This is a genomic window from Nodosilinea sp. FACHB-141, assembly GCF_014696135.1.
GTDB lineage: Bacteria > Cyanobacteriota > Cyanobacteriia > Phormidesmidales > Phormidesmidaceae > Nodosilinea.
The window spans coordinates 150,078-173,921 of the sequence record NZ_JACJPP010000013.1 but is presented as its reverse complement, the minus strand read 5'-3'; the positions used below and the strand labels follow the sequence as shown (position 1 = coordinate 173,921).

The window sequence follows — 23,844 nt, the reverse complement described above, 5'->3', positions numbered from 1 at the left end:
CACCAATGGTCTGACTTCCTTAACTGCGATCGCTAGCCCAATTGTAAAGGGATTGTTGTCACCCCTGGGCGCTGATACCAACGGCCACAAAAAAAGGAAGGGTTTAGCCCTTCCTTTTTTTGAAAGGGCGAACCAGCGATCGCCCTCATCCACTATTGACGGAGACCAAAAACCTTAGTAGGTCTCAACGTGCCAGCGGTGCTCTTTCTTCATCTGCTTGCGGAACTCAACCCAGTCAACGCTGTGCTTGCTAGCTTCCGCTGCCATCGCTGAGTCAATGCCGTCTTCCATGCCCTTCAAACCGCACATGTAGGTGTGGGTATTGGGCTTTTGCATCAGCTCCCACAGCTCGGCAGCGTGCTCGCCCACCCGGTGCTGAATGTACATGCGACCGCCCTCAGCATTTTGCTGCTCGCGGCTGATGGCGTAGGTGAGCTTCAAGTTGTCAGGGTACTGCTCCTGCATCTGCTCCAGTTCCTCTTTGTAGAGGACGTTGCCACTGTAGGCCACCCCAAAGATCAGCCAAGCTAGGCCCTTGAACTGATAGTCGGGGTTCTTCTTGCGCTCGGCTTCCTTAAACATGCGCCACAGGTAAGCACGGAAGGGGGCGATTCCCGTCCCCGTCGCTAGCATGATGATGGTGGCCTCAGGGTCGTCAGGCAGCAGCATTTCCTTGCCCACTGGCCCAGTGATCTTCACACCAGCCCCAGGCTCGATGCCACAGAGAAACGTTGAGCAGGTGCCATAGACGGTCTCACCACTCTCGGGGTGCTTGTACTCTAGCTGACGCACGCAGAGCGACACGGTTTTGTCATCCATGTTGTCGCCGTGACGAGTCGAGGCAATGGAGTACAGGCGCAGCTTGTGGGGCTTGCCCTTGTCGTCGGTGCCATCGGGAATGATGCCAATACTCTGGCCTTCCACATAGTGCAGGTTGCCCTCAGACAGGTCGAAGGTAATGTGTTGCACAATACCCGTCCCGCCTTCTCGAACCAGGGGCTCATTCGACAACACCTTGCCGACGTAGGGGCTGTTGGGCTTGTAGAGGTTAACAGGCACGCTGGCAGCAGCGACCTTGGGCTCAGCTTGAGTCATGGACTTATGGTTGGTTTGGGTGGGCGCGGTCTCAGCTGGGGCAACAGCTTCGGCGGACGCAACCACAGGCGCAGTGATCGGCGTAGGCACAGCATTGCTAGCAGTTCCCACCTCTTCAATGGGGCGAATGCTCACAATCTTGCCGCCCATGCGGGTGATCCGCTGCATCTCCTGATTCATACGGGTGTAGGGCACCGTAATGAAGACGCTGCCACTCTTGCGAATGGGGTTAGCCATCTGATCGTTCTCTGCGCTCTGGCGCAGACCCTGCACCTCATATAGAAACAAGCGGCTTCCGGCCTCAGTACTGGCGTTGCCGCCGCTCACACTTGGATTGTACATATCTAAATTTCAGTGACTCTCTAGACCCAACTAAGTGCGACGGAGGCACACCGTCATGACCCGTCGCGCATGCTCTAATGAACCTATTTAGATAGCCCTAGGACCAATCTAAAGGCGGCAGCACTAGACATGCTTTTAGCTTAGGGTATCACTGTAAGACGGTGTAATGCCGTGAACTAGGAGATAGAGCGCACTGCAACTAATCCCCACGCTCAGCCTTTGCCCCAGTAATGGTTGCACTCTAGTCATATCCTGATAGAAAGATTGTGTTCTTTGCAGCAGCGAGCGTTAAGTTAATCTAAAAATCTCCGCTCGGCAAAAAAAGCTTGGGCCGTCGCCTATCCGCCCACCACCAAAAACTGTTGTGAAGGATACTGGCTTCTGATAGGATGAGACTAATTGCGGTAGAAATACTTATCCTCCAGAATGGTCTTGTGCCTAGGGCGGTTTAGCCGCTTCAGAGGAGTATAGAAAGAGTCAGCGCTTGGGCTGTAGCTTATTTTCAGCCAGGCAAGCGGTGGTGATCTGAATGCTAGGGAAAATTTCGTACTCCCTCTATTCAGAAGACCTCGGCTTCACTGGCGCGACGTTCGCAAGGCATTCACTCCCTAGGCCGATTGGTTTCGGGATGTTAGGCAACGGCTAAACCAGATTCACGTCTAGGAATGGCTTTCTTTTGCTGCGCTGCAGCGCTGGGTTCTATGTATATAAGGTTGTTTTAGGGGGAACTTATGATTAGCAAGCCAGGTAAGGTAGTTCTAATCGGTGTCGCCGGTGACTCTGGATGCGGTAAATCGACATTTCTGCGGCGCTTGAGTGATCTGTTTGGCGCTGAACTCATGACCGTCATCTGCCTAGATGACTACCATAGCCTCGATCGCAAGCAGCGCAAAGAAGCCGGGGTGACCGCCCTCGATCCTAAAGCCAACAACTTTGATCTGATGTACGAACAGATCAAAGCCCTGAAAGAAGGCAAGAGCATTGACAAGCCGATCTACAACCACGAAACCGGTGAGCTCGATCCCCCCGAGCGGGTTGACCCCAACCGCATCATCGTCATTGAAGGCCTGCACCCCCTCTACGACGAGCGCGTGCGCGACCTGATCGACTTCAGCGTTTACCTCGACATCAGCGACGAAGTCAAAATCGCCTGGAAGATTCAGCGAGACATGGCCGAGCGTGGTCACACCTACGAAGACGTGCTGGCTTCTATCAACGCCCGCCGTCCCGACTTTGAGGCCTACATCGACATTCAAAAGCAGTATGCCGATGTGGTGATTCAAATTCTGCCCACCCAGCTCATCCCCAACGACGAAGAGAAGAAGGTGCTGCGGGTGCGCCTCATGCAGCGGGAAGGCATCGAAGGCTTCGACCCCGTTTACCTCTTTGACGAAGGCTCCACCATCGACTGGATCCCCTGCGGGCGGAAGCTCACCTGCTCCTACCCCGGCATTCGCATGCACTACGGCCCTGACTCCTACTACGGGCACGAGGTGTCGGTGCTAGAGGTAGACGGCCAGTTCGATCGCCTCGAAGAGCTGATCTACATCGAGAGCCACCTCAGCAACACCTCTACCAAGTACTACGGTGAAATGACTGAGCTGCTGCTCAAACACCGCGAGTACCCCGGTTCGACCAACGGCAGTGGTCTATTCCAGGTGCTGGTGGGTCTGAAGATGCGCGCTACCTACGAGCGCCTAATCGCCGCCGATCGCGAAGTGGCAGCTACGGCCCAAGCGTAAGCTGGTTTAGGGTAACAGGTATAGGGTTTAAGGCTTACCCTTGAACCTTAAACCGGTCTAATTGAGTTTATCTGGCTTAATCGGGAGAGGATATCGATGAAGATGTCCTCTCCTTTTTGCTATGGAACTAACTACCCCAGCGCTGCTATTCCCTGCAATTTCGCTGCTGCTGCTGGCCTATACCAACCGCTTTTTGGTGTTGGCTCAACTGATTCGTCAGCTCCACAGCTCTGAGCGCGACTACTTCCAAAGCCTGGTGCAGCGCCAGATCGCTAACCTGCGCCAGCGGATTGCCCTCATTCGCCTGATGCAGGCTCTAGGGGTTTCAAGCTTTATTGTCTGCACGCTATCGATGCTGGGGCTATTTTTGGAGCAACAGCAGCTGGCGGAAGTGCTGTTTGGCCTCAGCCTGCTTTTGCTGGTAGCTTCGCTGCTGACGTCGCTCTACGAAATTGCCATTAGCACTCGAGCGATCGAGGCCGAGCTGGCCGACATCGATGCAAAATCTCGCTATCCCAAAGTCTAGGCTGCGCTCAACTACCGAGAACTTTATTCCGGTAGCTGAGCAGAGCCGTTCACCCATTGTCTTCCTCGGGGAAAAACTACTGAGAGGTCAAGGTGAGGGTTTGGTTGGGCTCAACCACCACTACCCGCTGGGCAGTCGTATTGCCGATAATGGCTCCGGCGGCAGCTCCGCCGATAATACTGCCCACCGAGACGCGCCCGCTAAGAATGCCGCCCACAGCAGCACCGCCCGCCGCCCCAATGCCAGCATCGGTCAGAATGGCACCGGTGCTAGTTTCTCTGGGGTCTTTGATATCGCGCAGCAGTTCAGAAACGGCGTTGACGGTGTAGACCTGGTTGCCCACTTCGACAGCGGTGGCCACGTAGCGCACGCCGCCCTCGGCGGGCTCAAACCGACCGCGCACAAGGGAACCAGCGGGAATGCTGCGCCCGTTGAGATTAGTGGCGGCTCCTACCCGAAGGGTCTTCTCGACTGTGGCGTCGGTGTTGAGATAGAGGGTCTCGCTGTTGGGGGTGACGGCCTGAATGGGCGACGACACAAACAGCTGAGCCTGGGCAATGGGAGGTTGCTCCAGGGCAATTACCGGCATGACCGCTAACGACAAAGCGGCTAAGTGACTGACTTTCATCACAACCTCCAGAAAGATGCTTGAAAATGTAGGGGTGCCCTCGTAGCGAATCGGGCTTAGGGGAGAGTGGTAGGGTAACTGAGGCTCGCGATCGCCCCAATACCTATAGTCTAGGAGGACGAGCCGCCCCTTGAGATGTTCCTATCGGTTTTGAGCCGCTTTCACCTATGGAATCTACCGCCGAGTATACCTGCGCCTTTTGCGGCGAGATCAGTACCACCTTTGTCGATCTCTCGGCCGGGCTTACCCAGTCGTACATCGAAGACTGCCAGGTCTGCTGCCGCCCCAATCAGTTCTATGTCACGGTGGATGATGTCTCGTTGGCGATCGAAATTGCTACTGACTATGTCGAGTAAGCGCGATCGCCCCTTTTAGGGTGCCTTTGAGTGAGTTAGACAGTCCATTGCCACCGCTTTTTAAGCTGAAAACAATTACCCTGTCAAGGGCCTAGAGGGCCTCGTTTTTGCTGCCCTGGGTGGTCAACATCGACTGGCGCGGTCGAGAAATGCCCTTGCTAAGCAACACCGCTTCGATTTGCTGTAGCAGTTCAAAATCGGCTGCGGGCAAAGCGGCGCTGGCTTCAGAGGCTGGGTCAAGGTGCAAAAAGTCAAACGCCCCTAAAAACTGCTCTGGGGTGGCGGCGATGGGAGCCTCTAGGTGAGCCGGAATGATGCGCTCAAACTGCCAGGTGGCGACTTTTTTTGCCCAATCTAAAACTGCTTCTGGTCCTCGATTAAAAATTAAGGTTTTGAGAATTGGCGCTACCTGAAGCTGCCCGCCATTGTGCAGCGCCTCAAAGGATTTGCGCCAGTCAGACCGCCAGCGAAAGGGATAGAGGCCGAAGTAGTGCTGGCGCGATCGCACCGGGGCCTGCTTTGCCTCTCGCCACATTTCCCCCGTCGGGGCCACATCTAGGGTGCTGGGGCAAAAGTAAAAGGCAAATAGGGCAATTCGTTGCCAACCTTTGCGGCGATTCTCAGGCGTATCGACGATCGCATCGGTAGCCTTATCTCTAGCGTGAAATAGCAGGGGGAAGGGGTCGATCTGCACGATCGCCGGCGGCTCCGCCGGGATGGCTACGATCGCATCGGTCAGCAGCAGGGTGCGACTGGCCCGATGAAAGCAGGCGGTTTCGCCAAAGGGGCCTAGCCCCAGATCGATCGGGGGCAGCAGGGCGTAGTCAACCTGGTCAGCAAAGGGAGCCTGGGCACTTTCGGCGGGGAGGATGTGGGTGCGATCGCGCGGTAGCCCTAGCCACGGCAGCGGCAAGTTGAGCGGAAAACTCCACTGGTTCGGCGTTACGTACACCTGCGCCTGGGGAAACTGACGGGCAAAGGGACCGACAAACACCTTGTGCTCAATGCCCGTCACCGTCGACATGACAATGTATTTCACCGGGCCGTAGCGCTCTTCTAGCTCACGCACTAGAGCCACGCATTCCGGCGTGGGGGCGACTGGAGAATACACCAGCAGCCCGGCGGGCTCTAGCCGCACCACCGTCATGCGAATCGGCACGACCACGTAGAAAATGCCCTGGAACTGCTCAAAGGTCCACACCTGGTCTTTGACCACCTCCACCCGCTGGGTTGGTCGCTGGCCGTAGGGGTAGAGGGGCACTAGGGGCCAAAAGGGCCAAGCGCGGGCGCGGCGGATAGATGAGACAGAGGTAACAGCTGACATAGGGGCTCGGCGGCAATCCCTGAAGGGAATCAATCGTAGTCATAGCCTACTAAAAATTGGGGATTCAGGGGAATTGCAGCCAATTCTCAGGGCGCTATCAGCGTTGCCCAGGAGAGATACGTTAAGTTAAATAAAACAAGGTTCTGACCACGGCATGCTTGGCGATCGCCAGCCCTTACCCCCCCTACTGTTACCCTGCCATGAAGCGACGCAAGCTACTGGAAGCGGGCACCGCCATTATTGGCGGCAGCTGGCTTTTGAGCAATTTCACTGCTGAAGTTTTTTCTAATCAACTGGATACTATGGCTACTACCGACGAACAGTTTACCGTCAACAAAACCGAGCAAGAATGGCGTGACCAGCTCACCCCTGAGCAGTTTCGCGTACTGCGCAAGCACGGCACCGAGCGGGCCGGTTCTAGCCCCCTCGACAAGGTCTATGAGCCCGGTACCTACAACTGCTCGGGTTGCGGCACTCCCCTCTTTACCTCTGACACCAAGTTCAACAGCGGCACCGGCTGGCCCAGCTTCTATGCACCCATCGAGGGCGCTATTGCTACCACCACCGATCGCTCCTTCTTCATGACCCGAGTCGAAGTGCACTGTGCCAACTGCGGTGGTCACCTAGGCCACGTCTTCCCCGATGGGCCTGCCCCCACTGGTCAGCGCTACTGCATGAATGGGGTATCCCTGGAGTTCGTACCCAAGTCGGCCTAGACCTCCCCTAAGCCTGTCTCTGCCCCCGTTGTTGCTTTAGTCGCAACGGGGGCTTACTGTTGCAAATCCTGTAACCTAGGTGGTTGCTTCTATCGGCTTTTCTAAGATAGAGCAACAGTTACAAGAGCGTGCTATGAAAACACAAATAGGCTTATCACGGTGGTTTGGGCTAGCTGCTGGCCTCGGTCTACTGGTTGCCGGTGGGGCTGCAATTTCGATAGTTACCCAGGCAGAACCAAGCTTGGCTCAAACCGCTGAAGAATCGGCTTTGCCACAAGTGTGGCGACCCGCTAGCGAAGCAGATGAAGCGTTGATTTGGCGCTTTGTACTGCAAAGCCCTATGGGAGTAGCCGCACTCAACCAGCTTGCCATTGAAGGTTTTATCAGCCCCCTTTGCGAAAAGACGTTGTACACCCATGCAACCTACGAGTCGTTCCAAACGCTGCTGCAGGTGCAGTGTCCCACGCCGGGTGGCGTCTCTACAGCTCGAGCCTACGACGAAATGCGCGTTACCTTTAACCGCTTTGAAGACACCATTGACACCTTCTCGGTCGAGCGAATCTACACCGACTGACCTTTGAGATCTAGTCACCTGAACGGATAAGTCCGCAGGTCGCCTTAAATCAACGCTGTGCACGGTGTGTTGTGCTGTAAGCCTGACACACCGGTACGTTCAAGTTGATGCACCAGTGCGTCAGCTTAACGCATCCTTATAAAACTTAGGCATTTCTACTGCTTGCTGGCTTGCTTAGTGGCCCACAATAATTGCTCTTTTTGCGGTGAAATATTTAACAGTTTCTTCTTAAGAGATACATCTAATGAAAGAAGCCGATGACAGTTTGGCGTCATACCATCTATTCATGTAATCAAACTTTTAGTATTAGTTCTAAAACCTGGTCTTTTGCCAAGTCAAACGTTGCCGAAAGATGAATCATGTGAACGCGGCATTAAATCAGGTAAATTCTTCAGCATTATGCGTTGTATATCTCAGCTATTGGGTAACACCTTATCGAGCTTAAAGCCATGCTTTTTAAGAATAGAGTTGATGCTGGGCAACGGCTAGCCAATCTCCTACAACCCTATGCCAATCGGCCTGATGTAACTGTCGTCGCGCTACCCCGAGGTGGCGTACCGGTTGCGGCCGAAGTCGCCAATGCCCTTAGTGCTCCCCTAGATATACTAATTGTTCGAAAGCTAGGTATACCGGGGTTTAGGGAGACCGCCATGGGGTCGATCGCCTCGGGCAATTTTTTATATTTCAATCAAGATTTAATCCGGCGTTTGGCTATTACGCCTGAGGAAATTGATGTCGTAGTGCAGCACGAACAGGAGGAATTGCGGCGACGAGAGCAAGTCTATCGCGATGATCTTACTCCCCTAGATCTCCGCGATCGCATCGTTATTTTGGTTGACGATGGCCTAGCCACTGGGGCAACCATTCAGGTTGCCATTGAAGCCGTCAAGCAGCAGCGCCCTAGAAAATTGATTGTGGCCGTCCCAGTAGCGGACCGCGAGGTTTGCGACTCAGTTGGAACCGCCGTTGATCGCATCATCTGTGCCGAGACTCCCCAACCGTTCTATGCGGTGGGGCTTTGGTATGAGGAATTCGCTCAAACCTCCGACGACGAGGTGCGATCGCTTCTGAACCAGGGCAAACACCGTTCCCTAGAGACTGTCAGCCACCCTCAATAACCCCACCGCTCTCATTAAGCTGCTCTGGCGAACTGTTCATCAAGCCTACGGCGGCAGTGACTTCAGCTAGGGCTCACTCGGCGTTCATCTGTTGCCTCAAATTATAGAATTTGATGGCCATTGCGCTCGGCCTGGGAGGGCTCAACCGTTGGCAGCAACTTCTATAGTTAGTGCCTAGGCGTTTGAGTTAGAAACGTTTCTTTTAGCTCAGTAGAGTTCCACAAAGCTGTCATAATGGCTTGGCCATTATTAAAATAAGTAACGTGAGGCTGGCTCTCTAAGGCCGATTTTTCGTGCCCTCGGCTGCAAAGTTGAGGGGGTTTTGTGCTTCTAATTTTGCCCTGTCGCGCGTCCTATGGCCTTTTCTTCCATTACCCGTGCCCTGCAACGCTCTCCTTTAGCTAAGGAACTGCTGGCTAAGCTCGACCAGCAGGGCCAACTGGTGCTCAACGGCGTGGCTCGATTACCTAAGGGGCTGGTGTCCTCGGCCCTGGCCCTAGCTCAGCAGCGCCCCCTATTGGTGATCACCGCCACCCTAGAAGAAGCCGGACGCTGGGCTACCCAGCTCGAAGCTATGGGCTGGGACACGGTGCACTTTTACCCCACCTCCGAAGCCTCCCCCTACGACCCCTTTGATCAAGAGTCAGAAATGACTTGGGGACAGCTACAGGTCTTGGCAGAGCTGCTGGCCTTGCGGGCGGCCGGCGAAGCATCACCCTTGCGCAAGCTAGCGGTGGTGGCGACTGAACGGGCCTTGCAACCCCACCTGCCGCCGGTTTCTGCTTTGGAACCCTACTGCTTACGGCTAGAGCTGAAGCAGGAAATTAACTTCAAGGCGCTGGGGCAGCGGTTGGCCACTCTCGGCTATGAGCGCGTCACAGTGGTTGAAACCGAGGGCCAGTGGGCGCAGCGGGGCGACATTATCGACGTGTATCCGGTGGCGTCGGAGCTGCCGGTGCGGCTAGAACTATTTGGCGACGAGCTGGAGCGCCTGCGGGAATTTGACCCAGCCACCCAAAGATCCCTGGATGCCATTGACCACCTGGTGCTTACCCCCACTCAATATGGCCCGGTGATCATTGAGCATTTGCGATCGCAGGGCAAGCTGGAGGGACTGCTTTCTGAAGCTGCTCACGAAGGGCTAGAAAGTGGCATTCTCCCTGAAGGCACTCGTCGGTGGTTGGGCCTAGCCTTTTCCCAACCCGCCTCCCTGTTAGACTACCTACCCGAAAACACCCTGATGGCGGTGGACGAGGTCGATCAGTGTCAGGCCCATAGCGATCGCTGGCTAGAGCACGTCGAAGACCACTGGCAGGAGGTGAGGAGTCAAGGGGATGGGGGAGATGCGGAGGAGGACTCATCCACCCATCCACCCATCCACCCATCCACCCCCTACTCCCTCCCCAAAATTCATCGCCCCTTTCTCGACACCCTCAGCGATGCCGAAATTTTCCCGCGCGTTGATCTATCGGAAATCGCCGAGGCCAACAGCGGCTTAAACCTATCGAGCCGTCCGGTGCAGGCAATTCCGCACCAGTTTGGCAAGCTGGCGGAGACGATTCGCAAGGAGTGCGATCGCAAGTATTCTGTCTGGTTGGCCTCGGCCCAGCCCTCCCGCTCGGTATCTCTGCTGCAAGAGCACGACTGCCCAGCGCAGTTTATCCCTAACCCCAAAGATTTTAATGCGATCGACAAGCTGCATACCCAGCATGTCCCTGTGGCGGTCAAGTATTCAGGCTTGGCAGAATTAGAAGGTTTTGTGCTGCCTACCTTCCGCATTGTGGTGGTGACCGATCGCGAATTTTTTGGTCAGCACACCCTGGCAACAGGCGGCTACGTGCGCAAGCGGCGGCGGGCCGCCTCCAAACAGGTTGACCCCAACAAGATGAAGCCGGGGGATTTTGTCGTCCACCGCAGCCACGGCATCGGCAAATTCATCAAGCTCGAAAGCCTGGTGCTCAACAACGAAACCCGCGACTATCTAGTGATTCAGTACGCCGATGGGCTGCTGCGGGTGGCCGCTGACCAGGTGGGCTCTCTCTCCCGCTACCGAGCCGCCAGCGGCCAGGCCCCGGTGCTCAACAAAATGACCAGCACCGCCTGGGAGAAAACCAAGGGTCGGGCCAAGAAAGCGATCCAAAAAGTGGCGGTGGATCTGCTCAGGCTTTACGCCCAGCGGGCCAGGATGGAGGGATTTTCTTACCCCGCCGATATGCCCTGGCAGCAAGAGCTGGAAGACTCCTTCCCCTACCAGGCCACCCCTGATCAACTCAAGGCCGTGCAGGATGTCAAGCGCGATATGGAGAGCGATCGCCCCATGGATCGCCTGGTCTGTGGCGATGTGGGCTTTGGCAAAACCGAGGTCGCCCTGCGGGCCATCTTCAAAGCCGTCACCGCTGGGCAGCAGGTAGCCCTGCTAGCCCCCACCACTATCCTCACCCAGCAGCACTACCACACCCTCAAAGAGCGCTTCGCCCCTTACCCGATTCAGGTGGGGCTGCTCAACCGCTTCCGCAGTCAGCAGGAGAAAAAAGACATTTTGCAACGGCTCAAGACCGGCGAACTGGACGTGGTGGTGGGCACCCACCAGCTGCTCGGCAAAGGCGTCGCCTTCAAAAGCCTCGGCCTGCTGGTGGTAGACGAAGAACAGCGCTTTGGCGTCAACCAAAAAGAGCGAATCAAATCCCTCAAAACCCAGGTGGATGTGCTCACCCTCAGCGCCACCCCTATCCCCCGCACCCTCTACATGGCCCTGTCTGGGGTGCGCGAAATGAGCCTGATCACTACGCCGCCGCCCTCGCGCCGCCCGATTAAAACTCACCTGTCGCCCCACGACCCCGAAGCGATCCGCACGGCTATTCGCCAGGAGCTCGATCGCGGCGGCCAGGTGTTCTACGTGGTGCCTCGGGTTGAGGGCATTGAAGAGGTCTCCGCCAAAATTCGGGAGATGGTGCCAGCGGCGAGAATTGCGATCGCCCACGGCCAAATGGACGAAGGCGAACTCGAGTCGACTATGCTCACCTTTAGCAACGGCGATGCCGAAGTGCTGCTCTGCACCACCATCATTGAGTCGGGGCTGGATATCCCCCGCGTCAACACCATTTTGATCGAAGACGCCCACCGTTTTGGCCTCTCCCAGCTCTATCAGCTGCGGGGAAGAGTCGGGCGGGCGGGTATTCAGGCTCACGCCTGGCTGTTTTACCCCAAAAAATCCCTCACCGACAAAGCTCGCCAGCGCCTCCGCGCCATCCAAGAATTTACCCAGCTTGGCTCCGGCTACCAGCTAGCCATGCGCGACATGGAAATTCGCGGTGTCGGCAACCTGCTGGGGGCCGAGCAGTCGGGCCAGATGGATGCGATCGGCTTTGACCTCTATATGGACATGCTCGAAGAAGAAATCGCCGAAATTCGCGGTCAAGACATTCCCAAAGTGGAAGACACTCAGGTCGATCTCAACGTCACTGCCTTTGTGCCCAACGACTATATCCCCGATCTAGAGCAGAAGATGGGAGCCTACCGCTCCCTAGCTGCGGCCAACAGCAAGGTAGAGCTGATGCAGATTGCGGCGGATTTGAGCGATCGCTACGGCCCCATTCCCTACGCGACCGAGCAACTCGTGCGCATGCTGCAACTCAAGCTGGTGGCCAAGCACGCTGGTTTCTCGCGCATCAAGCCCGAGGGCAAGCAGCACGTGGTGATGGAAACCCCAATGGAAGAGCCCGCCTGGAAGAAGATCAGCGAGAATTTGCCCAGTCACCTAAAAACGCGCTTTGTCTACAGCGGCGGCAGGGTCGTGGTGCGCGGGCTGGGAGTGCTCAAGCCCGAAAAGCAGCTGGAGAGCCTGACCGAATGGTTGGGATACTTGCAGGGGGCAGTTCCAGAGCCGCTAGCTATCTAAACTAGAGATGCTGTGTAGTGATCTCTCGGGCGGTTGGTCTGTCTTATACCGTAGATGTCCAACCTGCCGCAGGATCTACGGTAGTCAATAGGTCACCACGGTAGAGGGTGAAGCCGTCCATTAGCCAGACTGCATTTTCTCCCGTGGTGCGGTTCTGCCAGAGAATATCTAATTCGCCATCCTGATCAAAGTCAGCAGCGCCTTGAGCTTGCCACTCAGCCGGGGCAGCGGTGGTTTCAATACCCTCAATAAGGGTAGTACCATCCATTCTCCAAAACACATTGGTGCCCGCAGTGCGGTGCCGCCAAAAGATATCCATGTTGCCGTCGTTGAAGAAATCTCCCACCGCCCCTACTTCCCAATTTAGGTCAGCGACGGGAGTAATGAGTTCGGCGGAGATGCGCTTAGTACCATTCATTATCCAGACAGCATTTTCACCGGAGATGCCATGTCGCCATAAAAGGTCGTCCTTACCATCGTTATTAAAATCGCCGGCTTCAACTACCTTCCAGTCTGGGCCAACATTCTCTAATACCTCACCCGATAGAAGATTTACCCCATCCATTAGCCAAATAGCGGCTTGGTTAGAAAATTTGTGTTGCCAAACTAGGTCGGAACTACCGTCACCATTCAAATTACCTACAGCTTTGATATCCCACGCCGCATCAACTTCAGGGCTGATGAAATCTACACTGGAAAAGTTAGTGCTATTCATTAACCAAAGACCGACTTTTCCTCCCGCCTGGTTACGCCAGACAATATCGGCCGTATCATCACCGTTAAAGTCGGGAAAACTGGGTAAAAGGGGAGGAATATTGAGGGTGACTTTGCCTAGAGTGAAGTCAGCATAACCTTGGTCAGTGTTATCGCCAAAGAAAAGAAAATTCTGGGTTTCGTAGGGGTTAATTGCAGTAGGAAAGGGAGGATTGCTACTAGATGGGTCAAAGTTATAGTCGCGAAGTAACCCCGTCAACAGAGTTTCGTTATTTACAGCTAGCGAATAGCGATCGCCTTTAACAGTAACTCGGTATTGGTTTTTGTTGCTGATTTCTAAAGCAGCTGTGCTCTTCTCCCCTGCGTTGACCGCATTGAAGTTTGCATTTTGAATGAAAATATAGTCGCCATTAGCACCAGCTTCTTTAAAGCCAAATTCGGCCCCTTTGCTGAGGTCGTTACTAATTAGGGTGAAGCTAAACCCGGCTCTATTGGGATTGCTCTGCTCATAGGCAATGGCCAGATCAAACTCGATGCTAAAACCCAAATCTGGATTTAAGGCAAGAAATGAGGGATTAACCGGTACCAGACTGGCCGAGTCAAGGTTGAAGTTAAAAATATCGACATTTTCAAGACCAAGATCGATGCTGTAGTTGCTAAACCCAGCGTAGCCCTGGTTGGCGGTAGGCGTTAAAAACCGTCCGGTGGGGATTTTAGTCGCCCCGTCTGAGAGATAGTAGGCTGTCGGATTGTAGCCTGGCGAAATTGCCAGCCGCGTTCCCCTAGTGTTGAGTCGAACCCCCGCACTGCTAGTGACTCTGCTGAGAGGTGCGACCTCAAAAACGTCGGTGATATCTGAGATGTTGCTGGGCGGGAACGCCTGCACAAAAATCGGAAAGGTTGGCAGTTGACCATAGGTTAAAAACCCGCCTGCTAAAGGATCCGGATTGATGGCAGGGTCATAGATAGTAGCTGACAAGCGAGGACGGATAAAATCAAATGACATGCGAGGCTCTCCAAAACAGCTGCTAGTTCGGTAATGACGTAGTGATAAGGTCGATCGCAGAAGGGGAGCGATGCCTTAGTCTGAAAGGCTAAACGGTGGCGCGATCGCAGCTAAAGTTCCCACAGTAGCGCCTTCTAGCATGTAGGAACTCTGCTAGGTGTAGAACACACCAGAATTAATTTCTCAGTAAATTTACGATACTTCTAGTTATTGATGAACTTCGTGGTTCACGCCTCTACTGGCAAGACGGCCTTGAGTGGTGGATTGAACTCCTCGGGACGTAGACGAAGGTGTATCGCTGGGCCGTGACGTGATCAGCTCGCTTTGCCCAAGGTCGCTTATCAACGCCTGCCTGCTAGCCCTAAATAGGTTGAGCCAGTTGAGTCTGAAGACTGTACCTCGGCTAGAGCCAATGGGTCTCCAACATCTTTTAGCCTGAGAAAAATGCCGGATCAGCGCGTTCATGCTGATGGGCAAAGTCTAGTTTGCTTGGCCCCAAATTAACCTCAATGGCTACAACCTCGCCTCCGCTTGTTGATAGTGCATCCCTGAATCTGGCGTTACCCTCAGTCACAATTGTGGAACCAGTTCAGTCAGCTCGGGCTGCTGGGCTGCGCTACATCTGCGACGATCGCCCCGGTTGGGGACGGCGGCGCAGCGGCAAGGGGTTCATCTACTTTGATGAGAAGGGCGATCGCATCTCAGACCCCGACCAGCTGAAACGCATTGAGGCTTTAGTTATCCCCCCCGCTTGGGAAACGGTGTGGATCTGTCCCTCTCCTAAAGGGCATCTGTTAGCCACCGGGCGCGATGCCAAAGGGCGCAAGCAGTACCGCTATCATCCCAACTGGCGCACCGTTCGCAACCAGACCAAGTTCGACCGGCTGATTCCCTTTGCCTATGCTCGTCCCCTCATTCGCGAGGTCACCGATCGCGATCTACGCCAGCGTGGCCTTCCGCGAGAAAAGCTGCTGGCAGTTGTCGTGCAGCTGCTCGATGCCACCGTGATTCGCATCGGCAACGACGAGTACCGAGACCAAAACCAGTCCTTTGGGCTCACTACCCTAGAGGAACAACACGTGGAGGTGGGAACGAGCAAAATTCGCTTTCACTTCGTGGGCAAAAGCGGCGTAGAGCACGAGATTGAACTGAGCGATCGCCGTCTGGCCCGAGCGATTAAACTTTGCCAAGATCTCCCCGGTCAACAGCTGTTTCAGTATTTGGATGACGAGGGGCAACCCCAAGCGATCGATTCCGATGATGTCAACCGCTATCTGCAAACCATTACCGGCGAAGACTTCACCTCCAAAGACTTTCGCACCTGGGCTGGTACTGTCTACACAGCCCGAATTCTCAACGAACTAGGAGAACCCACCTCAAAAACCCAGGCCCAGGCCAACATCCGCGAAGCCATTAAAGGAGCGGCGCAGCACTTGGGCAACCGGGTTGCTACCTGCCGCAAGTTTTACGTGCACCCCACCGTAACCCAGGCCTACGAAGAGGGCTGGCTGTTAGAAGTCTGGCAAGCGGGAGAACATACCCCTAGCGATCTAGATTTAACCACCGAGGAAAAAGCTTTGGTTGCGGTGCTGAGTCATCCTCAACAATAAAAATAATACGAAACCCGCCTTGGGAAACCCTGGTTCAAAACAGAGATCTCGTAGGGGCATTGCACTGCAATGCCCCTACAAACCGGGTGTAACTGACCAGCTACAGTTAGCTTTTTCTCTCCTTAATTAAGAAGAGAAAAAGAGGGTCTTTCCAACGCGTTTCATGAATACATCCGGTCCTATGAGTGAGGCTAAATTAACCGCTGCAAAACCATCAGCGATCGCGCCACCACCGGAATAGTATCATCACCTGTAAAGACACGTTCCTCACTAACAAATCGAGGTTCCGTCGTGTCGATTACTACTGACCATTCATGGGGTTGAAACAGCTCGGCCAGCTTGAAATCAATGGTCTCGTAATGGGCGTTGAAAAACATTAAAAAGTCATTGTCGCTAACCCGTTCTCCCTGCTTGCCAGGGCTGGGAATCTTGTCGCCGTTGAGGAAAACTGCGACCGACTTAATGTAGCCAATTTCCCACTGCTCTTGGCTCATCTCAGTGCCATCGGGGCTGTGCCAGCTAATATCGGTTACCCCAGAGCCGTGAATGGGCTGGCCCTGAAACCACTTGCGGCGACGAAACACTGGGTGCTGCCGCCGAAAGAAAATTAGCTCTCGGCAAAAATTGATCAGGTCTTCATTGCCTTTGGGCAGGTTCCAGTCAAACCAGGAAACTTCATTGTCCTGGCAGTAGCCGTTGTTGTTGCCCTGCTGGGTGCGGCCCATTTCGTCACCCCCCAGCAGCATGGGCACCCCTTGCGAGAGCATCAGGGTGGTTAAAAAATTGCGCCGCTGCTGCTCGCGCAGCTGCAAGACCCCGGCGTCATCGGTTTGCCCTTCTACCCCGCAATTCCAGGATGAATTGTTGCTTTCCCCGTCCTGACTGTTTTCGCCGTTGGCTTCGTTGTGTTTGTCGTTGTAGCTCACCAGGTCATTGAGCGTAAAGCCATCGTGGGCGGTGATGAAGTTAATGCTGGCATTGGGCTGCCGACCATTCATCTGGAAATAGAGGTCAGGGCTACCGGTGAGGCGATAGGCAAACTCACCCAGGGTTTCATCCTGGCCGCGCCAAAAGTCGCGCACGGTGTCGCGGTAGATGCCGTTCCACTCCGACCAGTTGACCGGAAAGTTGCCGACCTGGTAGCCGCCCATGCCCACATCCCAGGGCTCAGCAATCAGCTTTACCCCAGCCAGCAGCGGGTCTTGGTGAATTAGGTCGAAGAAGGCCGATAAGCGATCGACGTCGTACAGTTCTCGGGCTAGGGCAGACGCCAGATCAAATCGGAAGCCGTCGATGTGCATTTCGCCGACCCAGTAGCGCAAGCTATCCATAATCAGCTTGAGCACTTGGGGGCTACGCATGTGGAGGGAGTTGCCGCAGCCGGTGAAGTCCATGTAGTAGCGCGGGTCATCTTCCATCAGGCGGTAGTAGCTGACATTGTCAACTCCCCGCAGCGATAGGGTTGGCCCCATGTGGTTGCCTTCCCCAGTGTGGTTGTAAACCACATCGAGAATCACCTCAATGCCCGCTTGGTGAAGGGCCTTCACCATCTCCTTAAATTCCTGCACCTGTTCTCCTAAAATGCCGCTGGAGCTGTAGCCGGAGAAGGGTGCAAAAAAGTTGAGTGAGTCGTAGCCCCAGTAGTTTTTTAGCCCCTTGTCGACCAAGTGACCAGGGCTAGAGAGATAGTGGTGAATCGGCATCAGCTCTACAGCACTGATGCCAAGCCGTTGCAGGTGCTCAATGGCGACGGGGTGAGCCATGCCCGCATAGGTGCCCCGCAGCTCTTCCGGAATGTCGGGATGCTGCTTGGTAAACCCTTTGACATGCACTTCGTAGATGATGGTTTCGTGCCAGGGGGTGCGCAGTAGGGCATCGTCTTCCCAGTCAAAGGTTTCGTCGATCACGACAGACTTGGGCATGAGGGCGGCGCTGTCGAGATCGGAAAAGGAGAGGTCTTCGTCAGGGCTTTCCCAGTCGTAGCCAAAGATCTCAGGCCCGCTGCCCACTTCTCCCGAAATGGCTTTGGCGTAGGGGTCAATCAGCAGTTTGTTGGGGTTGAAACGGTGCCCTTCGTGGGGGGCATAGGGGCCATGCACCCGGTAGCCATACTCTTGACCGGGGCCGATGCCAGGTAGGTAGCCGTGCCAGACAAAGTTGCTGACTTCAGTTAGGGGAACCCGAGTCTCTGTGCCGTCTTTATCAAAAAGGCAAAGCTCAACTGCGGTTGCATGCTCAGAAAATAACGCGAAGTTGGTGCCTTTGCGGTCCCAATGGGCACCTAGGGGATAGACGTCACCGGGCCAAACTGCAACATGCATATGAGTGAAGGGCTTGGGATAGATGGGTAAAGGGCGATCGGCTACCCAAGTTTTTCTAAAGTTGTCAGCTCAAAGCCGACAGCCCTAGGAACAAACCTGGGCAACCGTAGTCAGAACACTAAGCCGAGGGCAAATCAGGGAATGTCTTAGAACGCAGGTTTCTAAGCAAAACAAAGCGACCCCTCCTCGCTACTATTTGAGAGAGTCAAGGCTGTTTTGTTTCGGCTTTTTAACTGCGTCCGAAGATTATCAGACCTTAGCAAAATCTTTTCTGTTCAGAATCTATCTAGGGAAAGACCAAAACCTCGGCGATTGCTACCCATTTCCAAACCGCGCCGCCACTCTAGTCGTTCGCCCTAGTGCCCGTTATTGCACCACCTGGCGCATGTAGTTGCCCCAGACAGCGGCGGCTTGACCGCTGCTGCCCTGGGTGGAGGTATTGTCGTCGTTGCCGAGCCAGACGCCCGTGGTGAGGTCGCGGCCGGGAACAAATCCTATAAACCAGAGGTCGCGGTTGTCGTCCGTGGTGCCGGTTTTGCCTGCTTCCCCTAGGCCCAAAAAGGCGCTGCGGCCAGTACCACCCTGCACCACGCCCTGCATGAGCCCCGTCAGAGTGCTAGCAATGCTGGAGTCGATGGCCTGGCGATCGGCGTCTCCGGCCTGGCCAAACTCGTAGATGACGCGGCAGGTGTTGATGTCGTTGAGGTCAGTGCAGTCGCTGCTGTCGAGCACCCTTAAAACGCCATGGGGTCGGTTCCACACGCCGTTGTTGCCCACAGCGGCAAAGGAGCCGGTGATTTCCAGCGGGGTGACTACACTTTCACCCAGGGTGAGGCCCGGCGAGGCCACCAACTCAGACTCGATGCCCATGCGTTGGGCTAAGTTGATGACGTTGCGCAACCCCGCCTCCTGGGCAATGCGCAGGGCCACGACATTCTCAGAGCGGGCCATACCGGCATACATATCCAGCGAGCCTGAGCCCGACCGGCAGCCTGCAAACTGCTGGCCGCTCCAGTTCATCGGTTCACAGGAGAACGATCGCCCCGGAGAAATGCCCTGCTCTAGGGCCGCCCCATAAGCAAACAGCTTAAAGGTTGAGCCTGGCTGGCGCAGCGCCTGAGAGGCCCGGTTGAACTGGCTCTCGGCAAAGTCTACGCCACCCACCAGGGCGCGAATGGCTCCGGTACTGGTTTCAAGGGTGACCACAGCCCCCTGGGAATAGGCCAAGGCAGCTCCCTGAGTGGCAATATCCTGGCTGAGGGTCTCTTCTGCCGCCGTCTGGAGATTGAGATCGACGCTGGTCTCCACATAAAAGTTGCCCTCCCGCGCCAGGTTGGTGCCCAGCACATTGTCTAGCTCTTCAAAGACATAGCTGTAGAAGTAGGGGGCGCGAGTGCTTTGAAGCTGGCGGGTGGCATCGGGGCTGATTTCAATGCGCGATCGCCGCGCCCGCCGCGCCTCTTCCTGGCTAACCATGCCTAGGGCCACCATGCGATCGAGCACAAGATCGCGGTTGGATACGGCAGCGCCGTAGTTCTGTACGGGGTTAAAGGCGTTGGGAGCGGGCAAGATACCCACCAGGGTCGCCGCCTCCGACAGGGTCAATTCGCGGGCGGGCTTGTCGAAGTAAAATTGAGATGCATCCTCAAAGCCGTATAGGGTTTCGCCTAGATAAACCCGGTTGAGATAGGTGAGCAGCAGGTAATTTTTGCTGTAGAAAGTCTCCAGCTTGAGGGCCGTGATCGCCTCACGAATCTTGCGTCCTGCCGAATCCTCAGTGCCTGTGTACTCACGGTAGACGCTGCGGGCCAGCTGCTGGGTAATCGTGCTGCCCCCTTGGCTAATACGACCACTGCGCAGATTAACCACTACTGCCCGTAAAACGCCGAGGGGGTCTACCCCCAGGTGCCAGTAGTAGCGAGCATCTTCAGACGCAATCAGAGCCTGGGGTAGGTAAGCCGAAAAGTCGCTTATGCGGCGCATTTCTTGGTGAGACTGAGTCAGCTGCTCCCGTAGCGGCACGGTAGCCCCGTCTTCTTCACCCAATACCACCACAGGTCCCTGCACCGAGTCGGGCAAAGGTCGCATCGGAATTTTGGGCCACTCTATCCCAACAATCCAGGCACCAACAGCTAGCGAGAGGCCGGTAAAGCCGTAAAGGGTGTAGCGGGCAGTTTTGACGTACCAGGGGGGCGGCTCGCTAAACCGCAGCTTGACGGCATCCTCCAGCTCTGGCGGGCCGAGGGTATAGACATCGCCGTGGTTCATCACAACCTGGGTGAGCCGCTTTTTGCCCCGATAAATGCCGTTGGTGGAGTTGCGGTCCTTCATCACGAAGGGCTGGCTGGGGCGATTGGTGTCGCGGGTGAGGGTAGCGTGCACCTGGCTGACGATGGGGCTGGGGGCCACAATGTCGCACTGGGAGGTGCTGCGCCCCATGATGTAGTGCTCACCTAGTAGGGGATAGGTGGTGGGCTTGCCGTTGACCGTGACCTCTAGCTCGGCGGCGCGAGCCCCAGGCTTGACCGCCAGCTTGCCAAAGTCAACCTTGGCTTGCACAGCCTGAAAGGCCTGGGTAACGGTTTTGAGCAGGGTGCGAGGCGGGGATGGGGGTGAGGGCGACATGGCAAGTGGCAATAAGCCCAACCGAAATACTGCCCTATTGTAGTCATAAGCTTCGCGATCGCTCTGACAGATAGACCACTTTTAGAGATTGCCACCCAAATTAACGGCCCTGCTCTAACGTTTCTATAACTAACTAAATGACTCCGTCTCAGTATATTGAGCGTTGTTTGCTATTCACAAAATCAAATTCTTTGTCGGGCGCTGAGTGCGACAGTACTGCACTAGGGCAATGAAGATAACTATTCCTGCAATGTATTTGAACTCGTCAGGAATCCAGGTCTGAGGCGAGAAAAACCCTTCAATCAGCCCCGCAATCACCAGCATGGGAATAATGCCGTAGAGCAGCTGAGCCGCCTGTAGGCCATACAATTTCAGTGCATCAATGCGGCGGTAGGGACCGGGCAGCAAAATGCCTCGAGCTAGCAGCAGCCCGCCTCCTCCGGCCATAAAAATAGCCGGTAGCTCCAGCGCCCCGTGGGGAAACACAAAAGCCCACAAGTCGTAGGCCAGGTTGGCTTGGGCCACCAGCACCCCAACGCAGCCAATCATCAGCCCGTTGAACACCAACATAAACACCGTAAACGCTCCGGGCGGCGTAACCAACGGCACCTCGGGCATAAACATCGTCACACCACCCACCAGCGCCCGCAAGGAAACCCCAATGTTGTTGATCATGATGCCGCTGGAGGCAACGGGCTCAATGCCCATGATCGAAACCGTCCACAACTCCTGGCTGGTTTTGACCTCTTCAACAAACTCTTGACCCAGCACTAGCGTGAGAAAGGCGGGGTCTTGCCAGGCAAACCACCAGCCCACCAGCCCACCGATCGCAAACAGTCCCGTAGCCACGGCAATGTAGGCCCAACTTCGCTGCACTACCGCCGGAAAGCCATAGCGGCAGAAGTCCCAAAGCGCTTGCCACTCTTGGCGGCGGGAGCCCTGATAAATTTGGCTATAGCTGCGACTGGTGAGCCGCTGCAGATCCTTAATGACGGCCTGACCCACACCATGCCCCTTGGCCCGAGCCAAATCTGCCGAGACTGATCGATAGAGGCTGGCCATCTGCCGCACCTCGACGGCAGAGAGCGACCTAAGCCCGCTTTTCTCAGCCTGGGCGAGTAGAGTTTCGAGCTGTCGCCAGCTCGCTTCTCGCCGGGCCATCCAACGCTGAATATTCATGAAGCAAAGCCAGAAAAACGGGCATTCTACAGAGAAGTGTAGGCTAACCTCGAAATGAACGCACACCGTTGTAAAACTCCTAGGAGACGGAGCCGATGACCCCATTCGCACAGCAGGGTAGCCATCTCGGCCCCCTCAATCCCGGTGATGTAGTGAGCGCGGCGCTGCGGCTCTGCAAAGACCGATTCAAAACGTTTTGTCAGTTGGCAGCGCTGGCCACCCTGTGGCTTGTGGGTGGGGTTTTTGGCATGGGTCTGGCGATCGCCATTCTGGCCGGCATCGGCTATGGGGCTGGCGGTGAGGCGGGGGCTGTGATTGGTGGCCTAGTAGGATCACTGCTAGGGTTTGCGCCTTTGCTCTACGGCTCTGCTAAGTATTACGCGCTCTCCAGCGTTATCGGCAGGCTTTCGTTTCGAGAGCTGATCAGCCAGCCCGAGACCGCCTTAGATGCTAGGCGCGCAGTGGCTCCTCGTTTGGGGCAGTTCTTATTTCTGGGCTTCTTACTGCTGCTGGCCTATATGGCCGCTTACCTGGCGGGGTCACTGCTGGCGCTGATTGCTGGAGGTAGCATCGGATTTTTGACAGCAGGCATTTTTTCGGCGCTGATTAATGAATCGGTCGGCGGTGTGATAGGCATTTCCTTAGGGATGCTGATCGGCTTTGGTGTTTTGCTCGTAGCGCTGATTTGGATAGCCTCGCGGCTATTTATTTCTGAGGTAGTGCTAGCCATCGAGCCTCAATGCGATGCTGGCGGCAGCCTGAGCCGCAGTTGGGAACTCACCAAAGATTCAATTGTGCGCATTCAGGTGGTGTTTCTGGCAACGTTTTTAATTCAGCTGCCCATTTTGGCTGTGACTAACTATATCCCCAGCATTTTGCTGGAGCTGATGCCCGTCAATGACGCAGTCTATGGCATTACCGCTATGCTCAGCCTGTTGCTGAGCATAGCGGGCAGCTTGGTGGTGCTACCCCTGTGGCAGGCGGTTAAAGGCGTGCTCTATTACGACCTGCGTAGCCGCCGTGAGGGACTAGATCTCTCCCTACGCCACGATGACGGGCAAGGGCTTAATTCTGATCCTTAGTCCTGAGGTAAGGACGATGAGGAGATAAGGGAGATGGGAGGTTAGGGAGAGTAGGTGAGTGAAGAGATAAAACCGTTTGATAAAACTTCCCTACCTTCCCCACCCTCCTCACCTTCCCCACCCCCCTTACCCATTCACTCCCTTACCCATCCACTCCCCACTCCCTCATCCCCCACCCCTCCATGCCCCTCTTCAACACCGTCACCATTCGCACCCCCGAGAGCGTTGAACTAGAGTTTGTGCTGGCGGGAGTAGGTAGTCGGGCTGTCGCGCTCACCCTCGACTACCTCTGCTTGGGGGCAGGGCTAACGGGACTAGCCGTTATCTATAGTTTTTTGCTGGTGCGGCTGCTGGCGATGGATACGCTGCTGACGATTCCGAGCGAGACCGTGCAGCTGTGGATCACAGCGATCGCCGCCGTTCTCGCCTTTGCCCTCTACGTCGGCTACTTTGCCCTGTTTGAAACCTGGTGGTATGGCCAAACCCCCGGCAAGCGCTACGCCAAAATTCGCGTCATTCGCGACGATGGTCAGCCCGAGCGATTGCCCCAGGCTACCCTGCGATCGCTGCTGCGCCCCATCGACGATATTCTTTTTGTCGGCTTCTTCTGCGTGTTGCTGAGCAAAACCGAGAAGCGAGTAGGCGACTGGCTAGCTGGCACCCTGGTCGTGCAAACCGACCCCGTGACCAGCGGTGAGATTCAAGTGTCCGAGCGATCGCAGGCGATCGGCAAAGACCTGCTAGCCCTGGTAGATATCACCCGGCTCTCCCCCGACGACTTTGCCACCGTGCGCGAGTTTTTGCAGCGCCGACAGGCCATGAGCCCCAAAGCCAAAATCCTAGTCAGCGACCAGCTAGCCCGCCGCTTTAGAGATCAACTCGGTCTTGAGACTCTGCCAACTGAGATGACTGCCGACACCTTCTTAGAAGCCCTCTACTCTGCCTACCAACAAGGGAAGTGAAGGGGTGAGGCGTAGAGTGTAGGGCT

Annotated in this window: 17 protein-coding genes; 10 read left to right on the top strand and 7 right to left on the bottom strand. The window is 55.6% G+C overall.

Annotated elements, in window-relative coordinates; translation table 11 throughout:
* Window positions 1-174: 174 nt before the first annotated feature.
* A complete protein-coding gene (gene petH, locus H6F59_RS14630) occupies window positions 175-1,437 on the bottom strand; it encodes a ferredoxin--NADP reductase (protein ID WP_190701257.1) in 1,263 nt (420 codons plus the stop codon).
* A 731-nt stretch (window positions 1,438-2,168) separates the two neighbouring features.
* Here petH and H6F59_RS14625 point away from each other — a divergent pair.
* Together H6F59_RS14625 and H6F59_RS14620 are read left to right on the top strand one after the other, a co-directional pair.
* A complete protein-coding gene (locus H6F59_RS14625) occupies window positions 2,169-3,179 on the top strand; it encodes a phosphoribulokinase (protein WP_073608680.1) in 1,011 nt (336 codons plus the stop codon).
* 121 nt (window positions 3,180-3,300) lie between these two features.
* Window positions 3,301-3,705, top strand: a complete 405-nt coding sequence (locus H6F59_RS14620) for a DUF2721 domain-containing protein (RefSeq protein WP_190701254.1) — start codon at window positions 3,301-3,303, stop codon at window positions 3,703-3,705.
* Window positions 3,706-3,781: 76 nt separating this feature from the next.
* Here the strand turns inward: H6F59_RS14620 and H6F59_RS14615 are convergent, their stop codons facing one another.
* On the bottom strand, window positions 3,782-4,333 hold the full coding sequence (locus H6F59_RS14615; protein ID WP_190701251.1) for a hypothetical protein: 552 nt from the start codon (window positions 4,331-4,333) through the stop codon (window positions 3,782-3,784).
* Window positions 4,334-4,500: 167 nt separating this feature from the next.
* Here H6F59_RS14615 and H6F59_RS14610 point away from each other — a divergent pair, with 167 nt between their 5' ends.
* Entirely contained in the window at window positions 4,501-4,689 is a 189-nt protein-coding gene (locus H6F59_RS14610) for a CPXCG motif-containing cysteine-rich protein (protein WP_190701248.1), read from the top strand.
* Window positions 4,690-4,780: 91 nt separating this feature from the next.
* On the opposite strand, the gene H6F59_RS14605 is transcribed toward H6F59_RS14610, so the two are convergent.
* Window positions 4,781-6,013 (bottom strand): DUF4336 domain-containing protein, encoded by a 1,233-nt coding sequence (locus H6F59_RS14605; RefSeq protein ID WP_190701245.1) that lies wholly within the window; start codon window positions 6,011-6,013, stop codon window positions 4,781-4,783.
* A gap of 302 nt (window positions 6,014-6,315) precedes the next feature.
* Between H6F59_RS14605 and msrB the strand changes: the two genes are divergently transcribed.
* The 4 genes from msrB to mfd all read left to right on the top strand — a co-directional run bounded on the left by msrB (window position 6,316) and on the right by mfd (window position 12,319).
* Complete coding sequence (msrB, locus tag H6F59_RS14600; RefSeq protein WP_242019589.1) at window positions 6,316-6,729, top strand: peptide-methionine (R)-S-oxide reductase MsrB; 414 nt, start codon at window positions 6,316-6,318, stop codon at window positions 6,727-6,729.
* 133 nt (window positions 6,730-6,862) lie between these two features.
* On the top strand, window positions 6,863-7,303 hold the full coding sequence (locus H6F59_RS14595) for a hypothetical protein (protein ID WP_190701239.1): 441 nt from the start codon (window positions 6,863-6,865) through the stop codon (window positions 7,301-7,303).
* A 449-nt stretch (window positions 7,304-7,752) separates the two neighbouring features.
* The gene (locus H6F59_RS14590; RefSeq protein ID WP_190701236.1) at window positions 7,753-8,421 is read left to right on the top strand and encodes a phosphoribosyltransferase; all 669 of its coding nucleotides are present in this window, start codon (window positions 7,753-7,755) and stop codon (window positions 8,419-8,421) included.
* A 355-nt stretch (window positions 8,422-8,776) separates the two neighbouring features.
* Window positions 8,777-12,319, top strand: coding sequence for a transcription-repair coupling factor (gene mfd, locus H6F59_RS14585; protein WP_190701233.1), 3,543 nt, complete (start codon window positions 8,777-8,779; stop codon window positions 12,317-12,319).
* A gap of 43 nt (window positions 12,320-12,362) precedes the next feature.
* On the opposite strand, the gene H6F59_RS14580 is transcribed toward mfd, so the two are convergent.
* A complete protein-coding gene (locus H6F59_RS14580; protein WP_190701230.1) occupies window positions 12,363-14,039 on the bottom strand; it encodes a VCBS repeat-containing protein in 1,677 nt (558 codons plus the stop codon).
* A 578-nt stretch (window positions 14,040-14,617) separates the two neighbouring features.
* Between H6F59_RS14580 and H6F59_RS14575 the strand changes: the two genes are divergently transcribed.
* On the top strand, window positions 14,618-15,649 hold the full coding sequence (locus H6F59_RS14575) for a DNA topoisomerase IB (RefSeq protein ID WP_313887215.1): 1,032 nt from the start codon (window positions 14,618-14,620) through the stop codon (window positions 15,647-15,649).
* 191 nt (window positions 15,650-15,840) lie between these two features.
* On the opposite strand, the gene glgX is transcribed toward H6F59_RS14575, so the two are convergent.
* The 3 genes from glgX to H6F59_RS14560 all read right to left on the bottom strand — a co-directional run bounded on the left by glgX (window position 15,841) and on the right by H6F59_RS14560 (window position 21,774).
* On the bottom strand, window positions 15,841-17,970 hold the full coding sequence (glgX, locus tag H6F59_RS14570; protein ID WP_190514768.1) for a glycogen debranching protein GlgX: 2,130 nt from the start codon (window positions 17,968-17,970) through the stop codon (window positions 15,841-15,843).
* A 366-nt stretch (window positions 17,971-18,336) separates the two neighbouring features.
* Window positions 18,337-20,595 carry a transglycosylase domain-containing protein gene (locus H6F59_RS14565; protein WP_190701224.1) on the bottom strand — a complete coding sequence of 753 codons (2,259 nt, stop codon included), beginning with the start codon at window positions 20,593-20,595 and terminating at the stop codon, window positions 18,337-18,339.
* A 174-nt stretch (window positions 20,596-20,769) separates the two neighbouring features.
* The gene (locus H6F59_RS14560) at window positions 20,770-21,774 is read right to left on the bottom strand and encodes a stage II sporulation protein M (protein ID WP_190701215.1); all 1,005 of its coding nucleotides are present in this window, start codon (window positions 21,772-21,774) and stop codon (window positions 20,770-20,772) included.
* Window positions 21,775-21,869: 95 nt separating this feature from the next.
* On the opposite strand from H6F59_RS14560, the gene H6F59_RS14555 reads away from it, so the two are divergent.
* On the top strand, window positions 21,870-22,856 hold the full coding sequence (locus tag H6F59_RS14555; RefSeq protein ID WP_190701212.1) for a hypothetical protein: 987 nt from the start codon (window positions 21,870-21,872) through the stop codon (window positions 22,854-22,856).
* A 182-nt stretch (window positions 22,857-23,038) separates the two neighbouring features.
* A complete protein-coding gene (locus H6F59_RS14550) occupies window positions 23,039-23,818 on the top strand; it encodes an RDD family protein (RefSeq protein WP_190701210.1) in 780 nt (259 codons plus the stop codon).
* Window positions 23,819-23,844 lie beyond the last annotated feature (26 nt).

Excerpts from the sequence above, each read along its gene's own strand:
- H6F59_RS14610 (WP_190701248.1), top strand. The coding sequence starts at position 4,501 with ATGGAATCTACCGCCGAGTATACCTGCGCCTTTTGCGGCGAGATCAGT.
- H6F59_RS14625 (WP_073608680.1), top strand. The coding sequence starts at position 2,169 with ATGATTAGCAAGCCAGGTAAGGTAGTTCTAATCGGTGTCGCCGGTGAC.
- H6F59_RS14590 (WP_190701236.1), top strand. The coding sequence starts at position 7,753 with ATGCTTTTTAAGAATAGAGTTGATGCTGGGCAACGGCTAGCCAATCTC.
- petH (WP_190701257.1), bottom strand. The coding sequence starts at position 1,437 with ATGTACAATCCAAGTGTGAGCGGCGGCAACGCCAGTACTGAGGCCGGA.
- H6F59_RS14560 (WP_190701215.1), bottom strand. The coding sequence starts at position 21,774 with ATGAATATTCAGCGTTGGATGGCCCGGCGAGAAGCGAGCTGGCGACAG.
- H6F59_RS14620 (WP_190701254.1), top strand. The coding sequence starts at position 3,301 with ATGGAACTAACTACCCCAGCGCTGCTATTCCCTGCAATTTCGCTGCTG.
- H6F59_RS14605 (WP_190701245.1), bottom strand. The coding sequence starts at position 6,013 with ATGTCAGCTGTTACCTCTGTCTCATCTATCCGCCGCGCCCGCGCTTGG.
- H6F59_RS14555 (WP_190701212.1), top strand. The coding sequence starts at position 21,870 with ATGACCCCATTCGCACAGCAGGGTAGCCATCTCGGCCCCCTCAATCCC.
- H6F59_RS14615 (WP_190701251.1), bottom strand. The coding sequence starts at position 4,333 with ATGAAAGTCAGTCACTTAGCCGCTTTGTCGTTAGCGGTCATGCCGGTA.
- mfd (WP_190701233.1), top strand. The coding sequence starts at position 8,777 with ATGGCCTTTTCTTCCATTACCCGTGCCCTGCAACGCTCTCCTTTAGCT.
- msrB (WP_242019589.1), top strand. The coding sequence starts at position 6,316 with ATGGCTACTACCGACGAACAGTTTACCGTCAACAAAACCGAGCAAGAA.
- glgX (WP_190514768.1), bottom strand. The coding sequence starts at position 17,970 with ATGCATGTTGCAGTTTGGCCCGGTGACGTCTATCCCCTAGGTGCCCAT.
- H6F59_RS14580 (WP_190701230.1), bottom strand. The coding sequence starts at position 14,039 with ATGTCATTTGATTTTATCCGTCCTCGCTTGTCAGCTACTATCTATGAC.
- H6F59_RS14550 (WP_190701210.1), top strand. The coding sequence starts at position 23,039 with ATGCCCCTCTTCAACACCGTCACCATTCGCACCCCCGAGAGCGTTGAA.
- H6F59_RS14595 (WP_190701239.1), top strand. The coding sequence starts at position 6,863 with ATGAAAACACAAATAGGCTTATCACGGTGGTTTGGGCTAGCTGCTGGC.
- H6F59_RS14565 (WP_190701224.1), bottom strand. The coding sequence starts at position 20,595 with ATGTCGCCCTCACCCCCATCCCCGCCTCGCACCCTGCTCAAAACCGTT.